Annotated in this window: 7 protein-coding genes; 5 read left to right on the top strand and 2 right to left on the bottom strand. The window is 60.7% G+C overall.

What is annotated here, in order from left to right:
• Positions 1-289 precede the first annotated feature (289 nt).
• Together ABAC402_RS28675 and ABAC402_RS28670 are read left to right on the top strand one after the other, a co-directional pair.
• The gene (locus tag ABAC402_RS28675) at positions 290-1,804 is read left to right on the top strand and encodes a response regulator (RefSeq protein WP_023449175.1); all 1,515 of its coding nucleotides are present in this window, start codon (positions 290-292) and stop codon (positions 1,802-1,804) included.
• Between the two features lie 57 nt (positions 1,805-1,861).
• Positions 1,862-3,592 (top strand): MFS transporter, encoded by a 1,731-nt coding sequence (locus ABAC402_RS28670; RefSeq protein WP_023449174.1) that lies wholly within the window; start codon positions 1,862-1,864, stop codon positions 3,590-3,592.
• 190 nt (positions 3,593-3,782) lie between these two features.
• On the opposite strand, the gene ABAC402_RS28665 is transcribed toward ABAC402_RS28670, so the two are convergent.
• Positions 3,783-6,065, bottom strand: a complete 2,283-nt coding sequence (locus tag ABAC402_RS28665; protein ID WP_023449173.1) for an NADP-dependent malic enzyme — start codon at positions 6,063-6,065, stop codon at positions 3,783-3,785.
• A 286-nt stretch (positions 6,066-6,351) separates the two neighbouring features.
• Between ABAC402_RS28665 and mutS the strand changes: the two genes are divergently transcribed.
• From mutS to ABAC402_RS28650, 3 genes are all read left to right on the top strand, one after another.
• Complete coding sequence (gene mutS / locus ABAC402_RS28660) at positions 6,352-9,060, top strand: DNA mismatch repair protein MutS (protein ID WP_023449172.1); 2,709 nt, start codon at positions 6,352-6,354, stop codon at positions 9,058-9,060.
• A gap of 22 nt (positions 9,061-9,082) precedes the next feature.
• Entirely contained in the window at positions 9,083-11,929 is a 2,847-nt protein-coding gene (locus tag ABAC402_RS28655; protein ID WP_023449171.1) for a [protein-PII] uridylyltransferase, read from the top strand.
• A gap of 270 nt (positions 11,930-12,199) precedes the next feature.
• The gene (locus tag ABAC402_RS28650) at positions 12,200-12,928 is read left to right on the top strand and encodes a DUF6445 family protein (RefSeq protein WP_023449170.1); all 729 of its coding nucleotides are present in this window, start codon (positions 12,200-12,202) and stop codon (positions 12,926-12,928) included.
• On the opposite strand, the gene ABAC402_RS28645 is transcribed toward ABAC402_RS28650, so the two are convergent.
• The gene (locus ABAC402_RS28645; protein WP_031235461.1) at positions 12,929-14,536 is read right to left on the bottom strand and encodes a tryptophan halogenase family protein; all 1,608 of its coding nucleotides are present in this window, start codon (positions 14,534-14,536) and stop codon (positions 12,929-12,931) included.
• Positions 14,537-14,544 lie beyond the last annotated feature (8 nt).

The raw sequence follows: 14,544 nt of genomic DNA, 5'->3' as shown, positions 1-14,544 counted from the left end.
TAATACCAACCCGCGAAATTCTTGACTCATCGCGGGTTGGCAAGGCCGACTGGCCGCCCGAGCTTTTGCGAGGAGCCATGCGGCGTTTGAGCTGAAAAAATGCGAATACCAAGCGTCATTCTTTATGAGGTTTGGTATAAATTTTTGTTTTGTCGCGCAATTTTTCCGAAAAGTAGTGCCCACTTTATCGGATTGCGCTCTAGCGATGCGCTCCAATCAAGCCTTTGAACTAACTTAATCTCTTTGCCGTAGTCTGTGCACCATCAAAACGATGGAAGTGCCAAGCCGAATGCCTGCGTCGAGAACCGAGCCGGAAACCCCAACACCTTCACCCGAAGAAAAGCTGAAGGCGCGTGAGGACTTCTTCCGGCTGATGAGCCATGAGATCCGTACCCCGCTGAACGGCTTGATGGGGATGCTCGACCTGATGGCCAAGACGCCGCTGAGCCCGGATCAGAATTCCTACCTCACCACCGCCCGTCACTCCGGCGAACACCTGCTGACCCTGGTCAACGATCTGCTGGACTATGCCCGAATCGATGCCGGCCGTATTGAGCTGGAGACTGGGGAAGTCCATCTCGAACCCCTACTGCAAAGCGTCGCCGAGCTCCTGTCGCCGCGTGCCCACGCCAATGGCATCGAGATCGTATGGAGTCTGGACCCCCAGCTCGACTCTATCCATGCCGACGAAGGACGGTTGCGCCAAATTCTGTTCAATCTGGCCGGCAACGCCATCAAGTTCACTTCGACCGGCGGCGTCCTGATGCATGTTGGCCTGACTGATGACCACCTGATCCGATTCAGCATCCGGGACACGGGTCCAGGAATCCCGCCGGAAGCGCGCGAACGTATTTTTGAGGAGTACGGCCAGGTCCATCCGACCCACGCCACCCGCTACGGCGGCGCCGGCCTCGGCCTGGTGGTCGTCAAGAAGCTGGTCGAGGTCATGGATGGTACCCTGAAGCTCGACAGCGATATCGGCAAGGGCTCGACCTTCAGCGTCGAGTTTCGCGCCCCGTACGGCCTGCGCAAGCGCGGTCCGGCGCCGAAACAACCGCGAACCGTAACTCTGATCAGCGCCAATCCGATTCTGGTCGATGGCGCACGCAGCCACCTGGCGGCCTATGATGTCCGCCTGCGTGATGTGCCAGACGTAGCCGATTGCTTTGCATCCCAGGGACTTATCCTGGCCGACCGCGCCGCCTTTGCCGGCCCGGTGATGGCGCCATCACCACGCAGCCTGATCCTGCTGACGCCGGAACAACGCGACGAAATCGTCGCCTGGCGCGAAAACGGCTGGGCCGGATACCTGATCAAGCCGCTGCGCCGCGCCTCCTTAGTCGAGCGCCTCGACGCCCTGCACGGTCAGGGCCGCCGGCCAGCCCACAATGACGACGAGCGCATCATCATTGAATCCGGCCAGAACAAGGCTGTGCTGCTGGTGGAGGACAATCCGGTCAACGCCCTGCTGGCCCAGATCCTGCTCCAGCGTGAAGGCTGCCGCGTCGAACGCGCATCTTCGGGCGAAGAAGCCATCGACGTCCTGAAGGCTCACAAGTTCGATCTGATCTTCATGGACCTGGGCCTGCCGGGTCTCGATGGCCTGGGCACAACGCGGGAGGTCCGCGCCCTGGGTGTGCGGACGCCCATCATCGCCCTGACCGCCAATGCCTACGAGGAAGACCGCCGCGCCTGCCTAGCGGCCGGGATGAACGACTTCCTGACCAAGCCGATTGAACTGGTGGCGTTGAAGGCAAGGCTGCAAACCTGGACCAGCCTGGCGGCACAGGTCCGGACCGCTTGAGTCTTGCCGATTCGGCAAACTGGTCTAGGTTGAACGCCAATTGACCAGGAGGCGCAAATGGCAGACTCAAAATCACCCAAGGCCGAGACAGCCGAGAAGAAGACCTTCCTGCAAAGCGTGAAGCCCTTCTTCACCCGGCCGGCACTGGTGATGATCCTGCTGGGCTTTTCGTCCGGTTTGCCGTTGTCGCTGATTTTCGATACTCTGTCAGTGTGGCTGCGCACGGCGGACCTGTCGCTGACCACGATCAGCTATTTCTCGCTGGTTACTTTCGTCTATAGCCTGAAATTCGTCTGGGCACCGGTCCTGGACCGGGTAGGTTTGCCCGGCCTGACCCGCGCCTTGGGCCACCGCCGCAGCTGGATCCTGTTGAGCCAGGCCGTTATTATGCTGGGTTTATGGGCCATATCGACCATGAATCCGCAGACCCAGTTGGGCATGATGGCGATCGCCGCCATCGTCATCGGTTTTGCCGGGGCTACGCAGGACATCGTCATCGACGCATGGCGGATCGAAACCGCGGGTGAGTCGGACGACCGCCAGGCCGTCATGGCGACGGCAACAGCCTGGGGCTCGCGGATTGCGCCCTTTGTGTCGGGGATCGTACCCCTGCTGCTGGCCGACACCCTGGGCTGGGGCTTTGCCTATGCCCTGATGGCGGCCCTTATGATGCTGGGCGTGGTTGGCGTTCTGCTCGCGCCAAAAGGGACAGAACACCGCGTCCGGCCGATTGACTATGGCAATGCTGCCGCCAATCCCGCGATGGAGGTTATCGAATCGCTCGGCCGGCTGGCCTTGATGCTGGTCGCCATCTGCCTCATGGGCGCGGGGCTAACAGCCAATATCGATCTGTTCAAGTTTATCTTTCCGTCACCAGAGGCCTTCGACGTTGCCAAGGCGGCCTGGACCAGCAAGACCAGCGGCGTTTTCTGGCAGGTGCCATCAGTGTTCCTCGGGCTGGGATTAATCGCTTCTGCCTGTCTGCCCTTGCCAGGAAACCTGACGCGGCCAGGCGCTTATCTGCGTCAGACCTTCGTCACGCCGATCGTCGCCTTCTTCAAGCGCTATGAAAACCTGGCGGGCTTGATCCTGGCGCTGATTTGTCTGTATCGCGTGTCGGATTTCCTGCTCAACGTCAACGGCGCCTTCTATGTCGACCTGGGTTTCGACCTGACGACCATTGCCGGCGTCCGCAAGGTGTTCGGCGTGGCGATGACCATCGCCGGCGTGACTTTGGGCGGGATCGTTATGACGCGGTTCGGCATGAAGACCGGCCTGTTGTTCGGCGCCATCGTAGGGTCGTTTTCCAACATGGCCTATGCCTGGCTGGCCACGCAGGGCAATGACGTCACGGCGTTTTCGGTTGCACTGGGGATCGACAACGCTTCCGGCGGAATCGCCGGTACCGTGCTGATCGCCTACATGTCGTCGCTGATCACCAAGGGCTTTGCCGCCCAGCAATATGCGCTCTTCACCTCAATCTACGCCCTGCCAGGCAAGATGCTGGCATCGCAGTCAGGCCGGATTGTCGAGACGACAGCGAAAAGTTCGGATGAGGGTGGCTGGGCGAATGCCTTTCGTCCGCTGTTCAGCGGCCTGACGCCGGAATCCTTTGCCAAGCCGGCACAGGTTCTGGGGGTTTCCCCGGAAGCATTGGGCACCGGTTATATCGTGTTTTTTACCTATTCATCCGTGATCGGTGTTTTGGCGATTGCACTGTGTTTGTGGCTGAACAGCAAGCCCCAGCTGACCGAGGATGATTCTGCCGATGATGGAGCCAAGGGGTGAGAGGCGCAGGTTTGCCGCATGGTCGGCCAACCTGATGAAATCGACCCGGTGGGTCTATTTCCGCGGCGGGCGATCCCTTGCCTTTTCCTTATAAGCAAAAAGCCGGTCCCCAACTGGGGCCGGCTTTTTGCTTATAAGGAAAAGGCAGACGAAGGGGCCTCAGGCCCCTTCACCCCATAACGCGACCGGGTCAAACCTTGACCGACGCGCGAATGTCATACGCCGCAAACGTCGCCATGGTCAGGATCTTGCTCACGGAATCGGACAGCTGGCAGATCTGCACCGGCTTGCTCAAGCCCAGCAACAACGGCCCGACCACCGTAGCCCCGCCAATTGCCTCGATCAGATTGGTCGAAATCGATGCCGAATGAATGGCCGGCATGATCAGAACATTGGCCGGCGCCGTCAGGCGCTGGAACGGATAGTTGACCCAGCGCGTGGAATCCAGGGCGATCTCCGGCGACATCTCGCCTTCGAACTCGAAATCGACTCCACGCTGCTCCAGCAAGCGCACCGCCTGCGACACCCGCTCAGAGCGCTCGCCCGCCGGATTGCCGAAATTGGAATAGCTCATGAACGCCACACGCGGCGTATGGCCCATATTGCGCACCGCCGTTGCCGCTTCAATGGCGATGTCGCCAAGCTCTTCCGGCGACGGAAGCTCAGATACCGTCGTATCGGAGATAAACAGCGTCTTGCCACGCGCCAGGACGATCGACATGCCCATGATGCGCCCGCCGGGCGCCGGGTCGACCACACGCATCACTTCTTCGAACGCCTGGTCGAAGGCCCTCGTCACGCCCGTCACCATACCATCGGCGTGACCCGACATCAGCATCGCGGCAGCGAACGAGTTGCGGTCCAGATTGATCAGCCGCTCGACATCGCGCTTGAGGTAACCGCGACGCTGCAACCGCGCATACAGCAACTGCGCATAGGCATCGCGGCGGTGCGACTTGCGGGCATTGATGATCTCGATGTCTTCTTCATCCGGGTCAAGACCCGCAACACGCATATTGTCGCGGATCAGGTTTTCCCGGCCGCACAGCAGCGGAATCCCCAAACCCGACTGCTTGAAGGCGTGGGCGGCACGAATGACCGAAATGTCCTCGCCCTCGGCAAAAACGATACGCTTTTGCGGCCGCGACCGGACCGCGGACGTAATGGTCTGCAGAAAACCCGCCGACGGGTCCAGCCGCTGTTCCAACGACTTGCGGTAGGCATCCATGTCGGCGATCGGCTTGCGCGCCACGCCGGTATCCATCGCCGCCTGAGCGACGAACGGCGGTACGTACCAGATCAGGCGCGGGTCGAACGGAGACGGAATGATATAGTCCTGGCCGAACTTAAGGTGCCGGCCCTGATAGGCGGCGGCGACCTCATCGGGCACGTCTTCGCGCGCCAGCATGGCCAAGGCCTTCGCAGCTGCCAGTTTCATCTCATGATTGACGCGGCGCGCCCGCACGTCCAAAGCACCTCGGAAAATATAGGGGAAACCCAGAACGTTGTTGACCTGATTGGGATAGTCCGACCGGCCCGTCGCCACGATGGCGTCGGTCCGCACCTTGGCGACGTCCTCCGGGGTAATTTCCGGATCGGGATTGGCCATGGCGAAGATGATCGGCTTATCGGCCATCGTGGCGACCATGTCGGATGTCAGAACACCTTTGGCCGACAGCCCCAAAAACACGTCGGCGCCGACCATGGCCTCGGCCAAAGTACGTTTGTTGGTCCGCGTAGCATGGGCCGATTTCCACTGGTCCATATCGATCTTGCGGCCCTCAAAAACCACGCCGTGGATGTCGACGACTGTGGTGTTGTCATGACGCACGCCCAGGGCCTTGATCAAAGACAACGACGACAAACCGGCCGCGCCGGCGCCGCAAAGCACGACCTTGACATCCTGGATACGCTTGCCCGTAATTTCCAGCGCATTGATCAAGCCCGCGGCGGCGATGATGGCCGTGCCATGCTGATCGTCGTGGAACACAGGAATATCGGCCAGATCCTGCAGCGCCGCTTCGATGATGAAGCATTCCGGCGACTTGATGTCTTCCAGATTGATCCCACCGAACGACGCCGTGATGTTCTTGACCACCGTGATGAATTCGTCCGGGTCTTGCGTCGTTACTTCGATATCGAAACTGTCGATGTCGCCGAAACGCTTGAACAGGACCGCCTTGCCTTCCATCACCGGCTTGGAGGCCAGGGCCCCGAGATTGCCGAGCCCCAGAATGGCCGTTCCGTTGGAAATGACCGCGACCATATTGCCCTTGGCTGTGTAGTCATATGCGGCTTCCGGGTTTTCGGCGATGCGGCGCACCGGCACCGCCACCCCGGGCGAATAGGCCAGCGCAAGGTCGCGTTGGGTCGCCATCGGCTTGGTCGGCAAGAGCGCGATCTTACCCGGCTGCGGATATTGATGCAGATAAAGGGCTTCGTCGTCGCTGAAAGTCTGTTTTTCGCTCGGCATGGGTCCGTACTTACTGTGTGGCAATTTGTATTATGATTATGATTTTGTTGGCTAATCCTAGTAGAGCAAGATGACCGGAGTATAAAGGCGCAACTGCTTTCGGCGTGTATTTTTGTCCACCAGGACATAAAACGGCTCGACGACTGTGACTTTTTGCACGCAAATCATTTCTTAACGTTACGGAAGTTGATTGTGTTCTTATTTTGTTCTAGATGCTAGCTCAACTTCTGTGTAACACTTTTTCTGCCGCCTTTTCACACCTGTTAAGAATGGTTAACGTCGTGAGATGAACGCTCAGGTCCCCATCGATTCGCCCAAAGATGCCACGGATTTCGCCGACGCCACGCCGGTGATGGCACAATATCTCAAGACCAAGATCGAGTACCCGGACAGCTTGTTGCTGTTTCGTATGGGCGACTTCTACGAAATCTTTTTCGACGACGCCGTTGTGGCGTCTCAGGCGCTGTCGCTGGCCCTGACCAAGCGCGGTCAATATCAGGGCAAGGACATCCCCCTGGCCGGCGTGCCTGCCCACGCTCTGGATGCCTACGTCTCCAAGCTGATCCGCCTGGGCTTTCGCGTCGCCATTTGCGACCAGCTCGAAGACCCTGCCGAAGCCAAGAAGCGCGGTTCAAAGTCTGTCGTCAAACGCGGCGTCACGCGTGTCGTCACCCCCGGCACCCTGACCGAAGACACCCTGCTGGAAGACCGCGGCGCCAACCGGCTGATCGCGTTGGCGTCGCGCGGCGGGGTCATGGCGCTCGGCAGCGTCGAGCTCTCGACCGGCGAAGTCGAATGTCTGGAGATCGAAGCCGAGACCCTGAGTTCGCACCTGTCCGCACTGCGGCCCTCTGAAACCCTTGTCGCCGACCGTTTGCTCCAGGACGAGGGCGTCTTTTCGCTGCTGAAGCAGTATGGCGGCGTACTGCAACCCCAGTCATCATCGCTCAGTGATCCATCCGCCGGTGAACAACGCCTGCTGAAACTCTACGGCGTCGCCACTCTGGACGGTTTCGGCGCCTTTTCGGCCTCGGAACTGTCGGCGCTCGGCATGCTGGCGGCTTATGTCGACCTGACCCAAGCCGGCAAGCGCCCGGTGCTGAAACCGCCCGTGCGGGTGATTTCGCACAACCACCTGGCCATCGACGCCGCCACCCGCAGTTCGCTGGAGATCGACCGAACCCAGACTGGCAAGCGCGAAGGGTCGCTGATTGCCGCCCTCGACATGACCGTCACCTCCGGTGGCAGCCGCCTGCTGGCGGCGCGCCTGGCTCGGCCGCTGTTTCAACCCGCGGCGATCAATGCCCGGCTCGATACAATCGCCTGGCTGTTGCCGCGCCGCGATGCCCGCAATGACTTGCGCCACCTGATGCGGTCTTTGAGCGACCAGGCGCGCGCCCTGTCGCGTCTGTCGCTCAATCGCGGCGGACCGCGCGACCTGTCGGTTATCCTCAACGGCCTGACGGTTGGCGAAACCCTGGCCGCCACCCTGAACGATGCCGCTCACGGCGGCATAGACCTGGGTGTGCCGGCCGAAATCGACACAATTACCGCAGCCCTGATCCCCTCGCCGACCGTCGACGCCCTGCGCGGCCGGCTGGAGCGCGCCGTGGTGGAGGAGCCTCCGCTGTCGCTGAAGGACGGCGGCTTCATCCGTCCGGGTTTCAGCGCCGAACTGGACGAGATGCGCGGTTTGCGCGACGACAGCCGCCAGGTCGTCCTCAACCTGGAGCAGCGCCTTGGCCAGGAAACCGGTATCGCCATCCGCATCAAATTCAACAATGTCCTCGGTTACTTTATCGAGCTCAGTCAGAAGCTGGCCGAACAACTGGTGGCCCAGGACACGACGAAACAGTTCATCCACCGTCAGTCCCTGGCCAACCAGGTCCGTTTTGTCACCACCGAACTGGTCGATCTCGATTCCCGCATCCAACGCGCCGCCAGCAGTGCGCTCGGTCTCGAGATGGAGCTGTTCGAGGGCCTGCGCGAAGAGGTTCGCGCCGTGGCGCCCCAGATCCAGGCTGCCCACGACGCCATCTGCGCGCTGGACGTTGCCTGTGCCAATGCCGGCTGGGCCGAAGAGTTCGAAGCAACGCGGCCGATGGTCGACGACACAACACGGCTGGAGATCTCACGCGGCCGTCACCCGGTGGTCTGTGCAGCACTGAAGGCCCAGGGCAAGCCCTTTACGCCCAACGACATGGCGTTGGATGCCGCTGGCGTCATTACGGCACGACTGTCGCTGGTCACCGGCCCGAACATGGCCGGTAAGTCGACCTATTTGCGCCAAAACGCCCTGCTGATCATCATGGCCCAGGCGGGGCTATACGTACCGGCCAAGTCCATGCATCTGGGCGTGGTCGATAGGCTGTTCTCGCGAGTCGGCGCCGGCGACGACCTGGCCCAGGGCCGCTCAACCTTCATGATGGAGATGGTTGAAACCGCCGCCATCCTGCAACAGGCGACCACCCGATCGTTTGTCATCCTCGATGAAATCGGCCGCGGGACCGCTACCTATGACGGCCTGGCCATAGCCTGGGCCTGTGCCGAAGACCTGCACGACCGCGTCCGCTGCCGTGCCCTGTTTGCTACCCATTACCACGAGATGGCGGCGCTGGAAAAACGGCTTCAGGCGCTGAACAATCTCAGCCTGCAGGCGCGCGAGCACAAGGGTGAACTTATCTTCCTGCATGAGGTCCGCGCCGGCTCGGCAGACCGCTCGTATGGCGTTCAGGTGGCGCGTCTAGCGGGCATGCCGGCTGGCGTGGTGTCCCGCGCCCACGACATCCTCGCGCGGCTGGAAGAGGACAACCAGACCAAACTACGCCTCGACGACCTTCCGCTGTTCTCGCACACCAGAGCTCCAACAGCGGTTTCGCGGGAACCATCGAAGGTGGAAACCCTTTTGAAATCGCTGAATCCTGACGATTTAAGCCCTAAAGAAGCCTTGGAGGTTATCTATAATTTACACAAGCTGACTAAGACTAGTGACTGAGTGACCTCTAAACAGAACGTGTATGTTGACCCTGACAGATCCGGCCGCGCCGACCTATCGTATCGACGGCCGCGCCCTGCGTCAGTTACTGACCCTGGCCTTCGAGGACTCCACCGGCGATACATCTGACCTGCGCCGCCGCGCTGTCAAGGTGCTGAAAGAGGCCTGGGAGCTGAGCCGCGGCAGCATCCTGAGCGGTGTCGATGAGGCCAAGGGCGGGCTGTCGACGGCCCGATCCCTGGCTCGGGTCGCAGACGAAATCATCTCTGCCCTGTGGGATTTTACGCTGACTCACGTCTACCGCGCCCGCAACCCGACTGAGGGCGAACGCCTCAGCCTGGTCGCCGTCGGTGGCTACGGCCGCGGCGAACTGGCGCCGCATTCCGACCTTGATCTGTTGTTCCTGCGTGCCTGGAAGGAAACCTCGCACTCGGAATCGGTCATCGAGTTCATCCTTTATACCCTGTGGGACTTAGGTATCAAGGTCGGCCATTCGTCGCGAACGGTGGACGAAACCCTGAAGTTCGCCCGCAACGACCACACCATCATGACCGCCTTACTGGAACGCCGCCACATCGCCGGCGACACTGAGCTGGTCCAGCAACTCGAAGGCCGCATGGCTGCCGAGGGGTTGAAATCGAACATGTTCAATTTCGTCGCCGCCAAGCTGGAAGAGCGCGACGGCCGACATTTCAAGGCCGGCGCCACCCGCTTTGTCGTCGAACCCAATATCAAGGAAGGCAAGGGGGGCTTACGCGACCTGCACACCTTGTTCTGGATCGCCCAGTACATGGCCGCCGCCGAGGCCGGGCAGGCAAAACCGCGCATCGTCAACGAAAAGCGCAAGGCCGACTGGGGCGTGCTGGACCGGTTGCTGACCGACAAGGAACGCGACATCTTCGTTCGTGCCTTCGACTTCCTGTGGAAGGTACGCATCCTCGTCCACATCTCTGCCGGACGCGCCGAAGAGCGTCTCAGTTTTGACCTGCAACCCGAAATCGCCCGTCGTATGGGTTTTGTAGACCGCTTGGGCGAACCCAATGTCGAGCGCTTTATGCGCCGTTACTTCGTTACGTCCAAAGAAGTGGGCGCCCTGACCAGGACCTTTTGCACCAAGCTGGAAGCTCAACAATCCAAACCGCTTGTGCGCCTGTCCAACATGATTCAATCGGGCCTGATGAACCTGACCAAGGCCGATCACCCGGGCTTCGCGATTACGCAAGGGCGCCTAAGCGTTAACAGCTCCGATATCTTTCAAAAGTCGCCCGTCGCCATGTTCCTGCTGTTCAAGATGGCGGACCGCCTGGAACTCGACCTGCATCCGGACGCTTTCACCGCCATCGCCCGCAACCTGAAACTGGTAACGCCATCGCTGCGCCGCAACCCGGAAGCCGCCCGCCTGTTCCTCGACCTGCTGGTGCATGGACGCAATCCCTACAAGACTCTGAGCATGATGTCTGAGACCGGACTTCTGGGGCGCTACGTACCGGAGTTCGGCCGCATCGTCGCCCAGACCCAGTTCAACATGTACCATGCCTATACAGTTGATGAGCATACCCTGCGCGCCATCGACGTTATCCACCGAATCGACACCGGGCGCTATAAGGAAGAGCACCCGCTGGCGACCTCGATCATGCCGCAGTTGGTCGACAAGGAAAGCTTGTACCTGGCCATGCTTCTGCACGACACTGGCAAGGGAGGCGAACACGGCCAGGAGATTGGCGGCGAGATCGCTGCCAAAAAGGCATGCGAGCGGCTGGGCTTGCCCGAATGGAAGATCGAACAAATCGCCTGGCTGGTCCGCCATCATCTGGTGCTCAGTGACTATGCCCAAAAGCGAGATGTCTCGGATCCGGAAACGGTTGCTGCCTTCGCCCAGATCGTCGAAACGCCGGAACGGTTGCGACTGCTGCTGATCCTGACTGTGGCCGATATCCGCGCCGTCGGTCCGGGTGTGTGGAACGCCTGGAAGGGCCAGTTGATGCGTGACCTTGTCGCCGCCACCGAAAGCGCGTTTCGCGGCGGCCGGGGCAACGACGCCGTCGCCCAGGTCCGCCATGAACTGAGCGAACGCGCCCAGAAACGCCTCGCCGCCTTGAGCGACAAGAACGACGACATGGCCTCCTGGCTGGAAACCATGGACGAATCCTACCTGTTCTCCTTCTCCCCGGAGGACATCAAGAGCCACGCCGCACTGGTATGGTCGACCTTCAATTCTGAGCCCGCAGCCAAGGCGCGCATCGATATCGGCCGCAACGCCACCGCGTTTTCGATATCGGCCGACGACCGTCCCGGCCTGTTTGCTGACCTGTCGCGAGCCTTCGCCAATATGGGCGGCAATGTCGTCGGCGCACAGGTTTTTACGTCATCGAAAGGCCACGCGCTCGACGTCTTCTATGTTCAGGATAGCCAGGGCCTGCCGTTCGGCCACGACGACGCTCAGCGCATGAAGCAGGCTGAGCAGCAGCTGGAACAGGCAGCTCAGGGCCAGCTGCCTCCGCCAGCCGCCTATAGCTCTGCCATGGCCGCCCGCACAGCGGCGTTTGCCATTGCGCCGACGGTGGCCTTCGACGACGCCAGCAAGGCCAATGCGACCATCGTTGAGGTCTCCGGCCGCGACCGTCCCGGTCTCCTCGCCGACCTGGTCGACGTCATGGCGCGTTTGCGCATGGATATCGCTTCAGCGCACGTCGATTGTTACGGTGAGCGCGCTGTCGACGCCTTTTACGTCACCGACCACTTCAAAAAGTCGCAACTGACGGGCGGGCAGAAACAGGTGCTGAAGAAGCAGCTTCTGCAAGTTTTGGACAGGCCGGATCAGGCGCCGAAAAAGGCCCTTACACAAGCTCGGGCCTCGTTGGCAAGGTAAGTGTAAAGCTTTCAGGGTTGATCTGCGGATCACCAGTTCAGCGCTGATTTGCTCCGACGGTGCGATTTTGCCATTTAGAGCGCAATCCGATAAAGTGTGACGCACTTTTCGGATTAATTGCGCGACAAAACAAAAACTTATACCAACCCGCAAAAAGCTTGACTCATCGTGGGGTGGTATTGCTTCCACCAAGGGAGCTCGCCAGCGCCGTAGTTTGTCCTGACAGCATCATGACTTCCCAAAAACGGGGTCGCTGCGTTAAGATGGGGTATGAGCGAGAAAGCCCTGGACCTCAATACAGCCGCACGCCTGGAAGTGCGGCGTATCGGCCATGAACAGCAGCCGGTCGTCATTTTCGACGGCGCGTTAACCAATCCTGAGGTTCTTGTCGAGGCTGCCAGGGTTGCAGCGTTCGCCCGCCCCACTCAAACACGTTATCCCGGGCTGAACGCGCCTCTGCCGGCAGCCTACTTGACCACCCTGGTGCCGGCCCTGCGTAAACTGATGGCCAAGGTATTCGAAGTTCCCGAAAACTTGCGCCTGACCCAGTTCGGTTTTTTCGCTCTGGCGACGCTTGCGCCGGATGAGCTGGAGCCGATCCAGAAGATCCCGCACCAGGATACGCCGGAGCACCAGCGCCTGGCCAGCGTCCATTATTTGTCTGAGCCCTCGCAAGGGATAGGAAAAGCCGGGACGGGGTTCTTCCGCCATAGAGCCACGGGCTATGAAGCCGTGACACCAGAGCAACGGGCGCACTATGTCGCCACCGTTGCGGCCGAGCTGGAGACTGGCGGTGCCAGGCTGACCCGTCATGTCTCGGAGGATACCCCCTGTTTTGAGCTCATCGACTGGGTTCCGGCGGCGTTCAACCGGCTGGTCCTCTATCGCAGCAATGTGCTGCATTCAGCCCTGATCGACGGGGTCGCGCTCAGTGACGACACGGCGACCGGTAGACTGACCGCCAATCTGTTTATGCTGCCGGTTCAGAAGCTGTTTTGATCATCGCACCAGCGCCGGGGGCGCCGTCGGGCCTCGCTCGACAAAGCCATTGTCGTAGATGGCCTTGAGGGTGGCGCGGTGGGCCGACAGGTCCTTGGCGGCCTGTTCGCCGAACGTATGGATGCGGGCAAATATCTGCTCCGCACGGTCCTGCATTGGCAGGGCGCGGCCGGCGGCCTGATAGTCGGTCTGGAAGTTCATACCATAAAGAATGTACTGGTAGTTGAAATGCGCGAACGTCTCATGGTCGATGACGAAGTCATAGCGCGACGGCGGCCTATACTGCCAGATGTCGAGGAGCATGCGCAGGCGCTCGGGAACGCTTTCCGGCGCCGAATTGTCGCGCCAGAACGGCTCTTGCCGCCTGCTCAGGCAATAGTGCAGTTTAATAAAATTGATGATTGCCTCATAGCGTTTAACCATCAAATCATTGAACAGGCCGGCTGAGGCGTCGACCGGGCCGTTGTGCGGGAAGAACTCGGCGACCTTGTTTACGGCGGCCTCGATCAGGACCATGCCCGTGGATTCGAGCGGCTCCAGGAACCCGGCCGACAGGCCAATGGCGACACAATTGCGAACCCATTGCGAGGTACGGAAACCGGCTTCAAAGCGAATATGTCGCAGGTCAAGCGCCTTTGCGTTGCCGCCGCTGCGCGCCAGGTAGGCCTGCAGCACCTCTTCCGCCCGCACATCGGTGGTGTGCCGACTGGAAAACACATAGCCGACGCCGCGCCGGTTCGCCAGGGCGATGTCCCAGGTCCAGCCGGCTTCGTGCGCCGCAGCGATGGTGTAGCTTTCCAAGGGCGCGTTTGGATTGGGATAGGCAACCTGGCAGGTCACAGCGCGATCGGCGAACAGAGTGTCGGAGGCCGACTTGAACGGTACCTGCATCGCCTTGCCAAGCAGTTCGGCGCGGAAGCCGGTGCAGTCGATATAGAGATCCGCTGTCATCCGACCATATTCTTGCGAAATGACGTGGTCGATGGCGCCGGTTTCGTCCAGGACGGCCTCACGCAGGATTCCCTGCAGGTGGTGGACACCTAAGACCTTCGCCCGCCGGGCCAGGACATTGGCAAAACGGGCTGCGTCGAAATGATAGGCATAATTCAGTGGGCCGCAATAGTGTCCCTGATAGGTACGTTTGGGTGCCAGTCGGGCGTCGGCGATGCGCTTCTGGAAGGTGACGGCCTCAGCGTAGGGCGGCCGGGTAGCCGGGTCCTGGATCAGCCAGTAGGGCAGCAGGTCCAGTTCTTCCTTGCCAAGATAGGGCGCTTCGAAGGGGTGGAAAAAGTGGTTGTGGACGCCGCCCTCAGGAGATGTTTCCCAATCGTCGAAGCGGATGCCCTGTTTGAAAGCCGCCTGGCTTTCACGCATGAACTCGGCTTCTTCGATGCCGAGCGTGCGAAGAATATTGCGCGTGGTCGGAAAGGTGCCTTCGCCGACGCCGATAATACCAATGTCGGGTGATTCAAGCAGGGTGATGCGCGGACCCCCGGCACGTTCTGTGCCGAGGTGCGTTGCCAGATAGCAGGCCGTCAACCAGCCGGCTGCGCCTCCGCCGACGATCAGCACGCAGCGACCGGGGGCTTGTGACGCTGTGGTTTCCATCCGCGAGG

This window comes from Asticcacaulis sp. AC402 (genome assembly GCF_000495835.1).
Classification (GTDB): domain Bacteria; phylum Pseudomonadota; class Alphaproteobacteria; order Caulobacterales; family Caulobacteraceae; genus Asticcacaulis.
Note: the sequence above shows the minus strand (reverse complement) of the source record. Positions and strands in the feature narration are given on the sequence as shown.

Bases quoted from the DNA above. Each gene is read 5' to 3' on its own strand.
- ABAC402_RS28675 (WP_023449175.1), top strand. From the start codon at position 290: ATGCCTGCGTCGAGAACCGAGCCGGAAACCCCAACACCTTCACCCGAA.
- ABAC402_RS28670 (WP_023449174.1), top strand. From the start codon at position 1,862: ATGGCAGACTCAAAATCACCCAAGGCCGAGACAGCCGAGAAGAAGACC.
- ABAC402_RS28665 (WP_023449173.1), bottom strand. From the start codon at position 6,065: ATGCCGAGCGAAAAACAGACTTTCAGCGACGACGAAGCCCTTTATCTG.
- mutS (WP_023449172.1), top strand. From the start codon at position 6,352: ATGAACGCTCAGGTCCCCATCGATTCGCCCAAAGATGCCACGGATTTC.
- ABAC402_RS28655 (WP_023449171.1), top strand. From the start codon at position 9,083: ATGTTGACCCTGACAGATCCGGCCGCGCCGACCTATCGTATCGACGGC.
- ABAC402_RS28650 (WP_023449170.1), top strand. From the start codon at position 12,200: ATGAGCGAGAAAGCCCTGGACCTCAATACAGCCGCACGCCTGGAAGTG.
- ABAC402_RS28645 (WP_031235461.1), bottom strand. From the start codon at position 14,536: ATGGAAACCACAGCGTCACAAGCCCCCGGTCGCTGCGTGCTGATCGTC.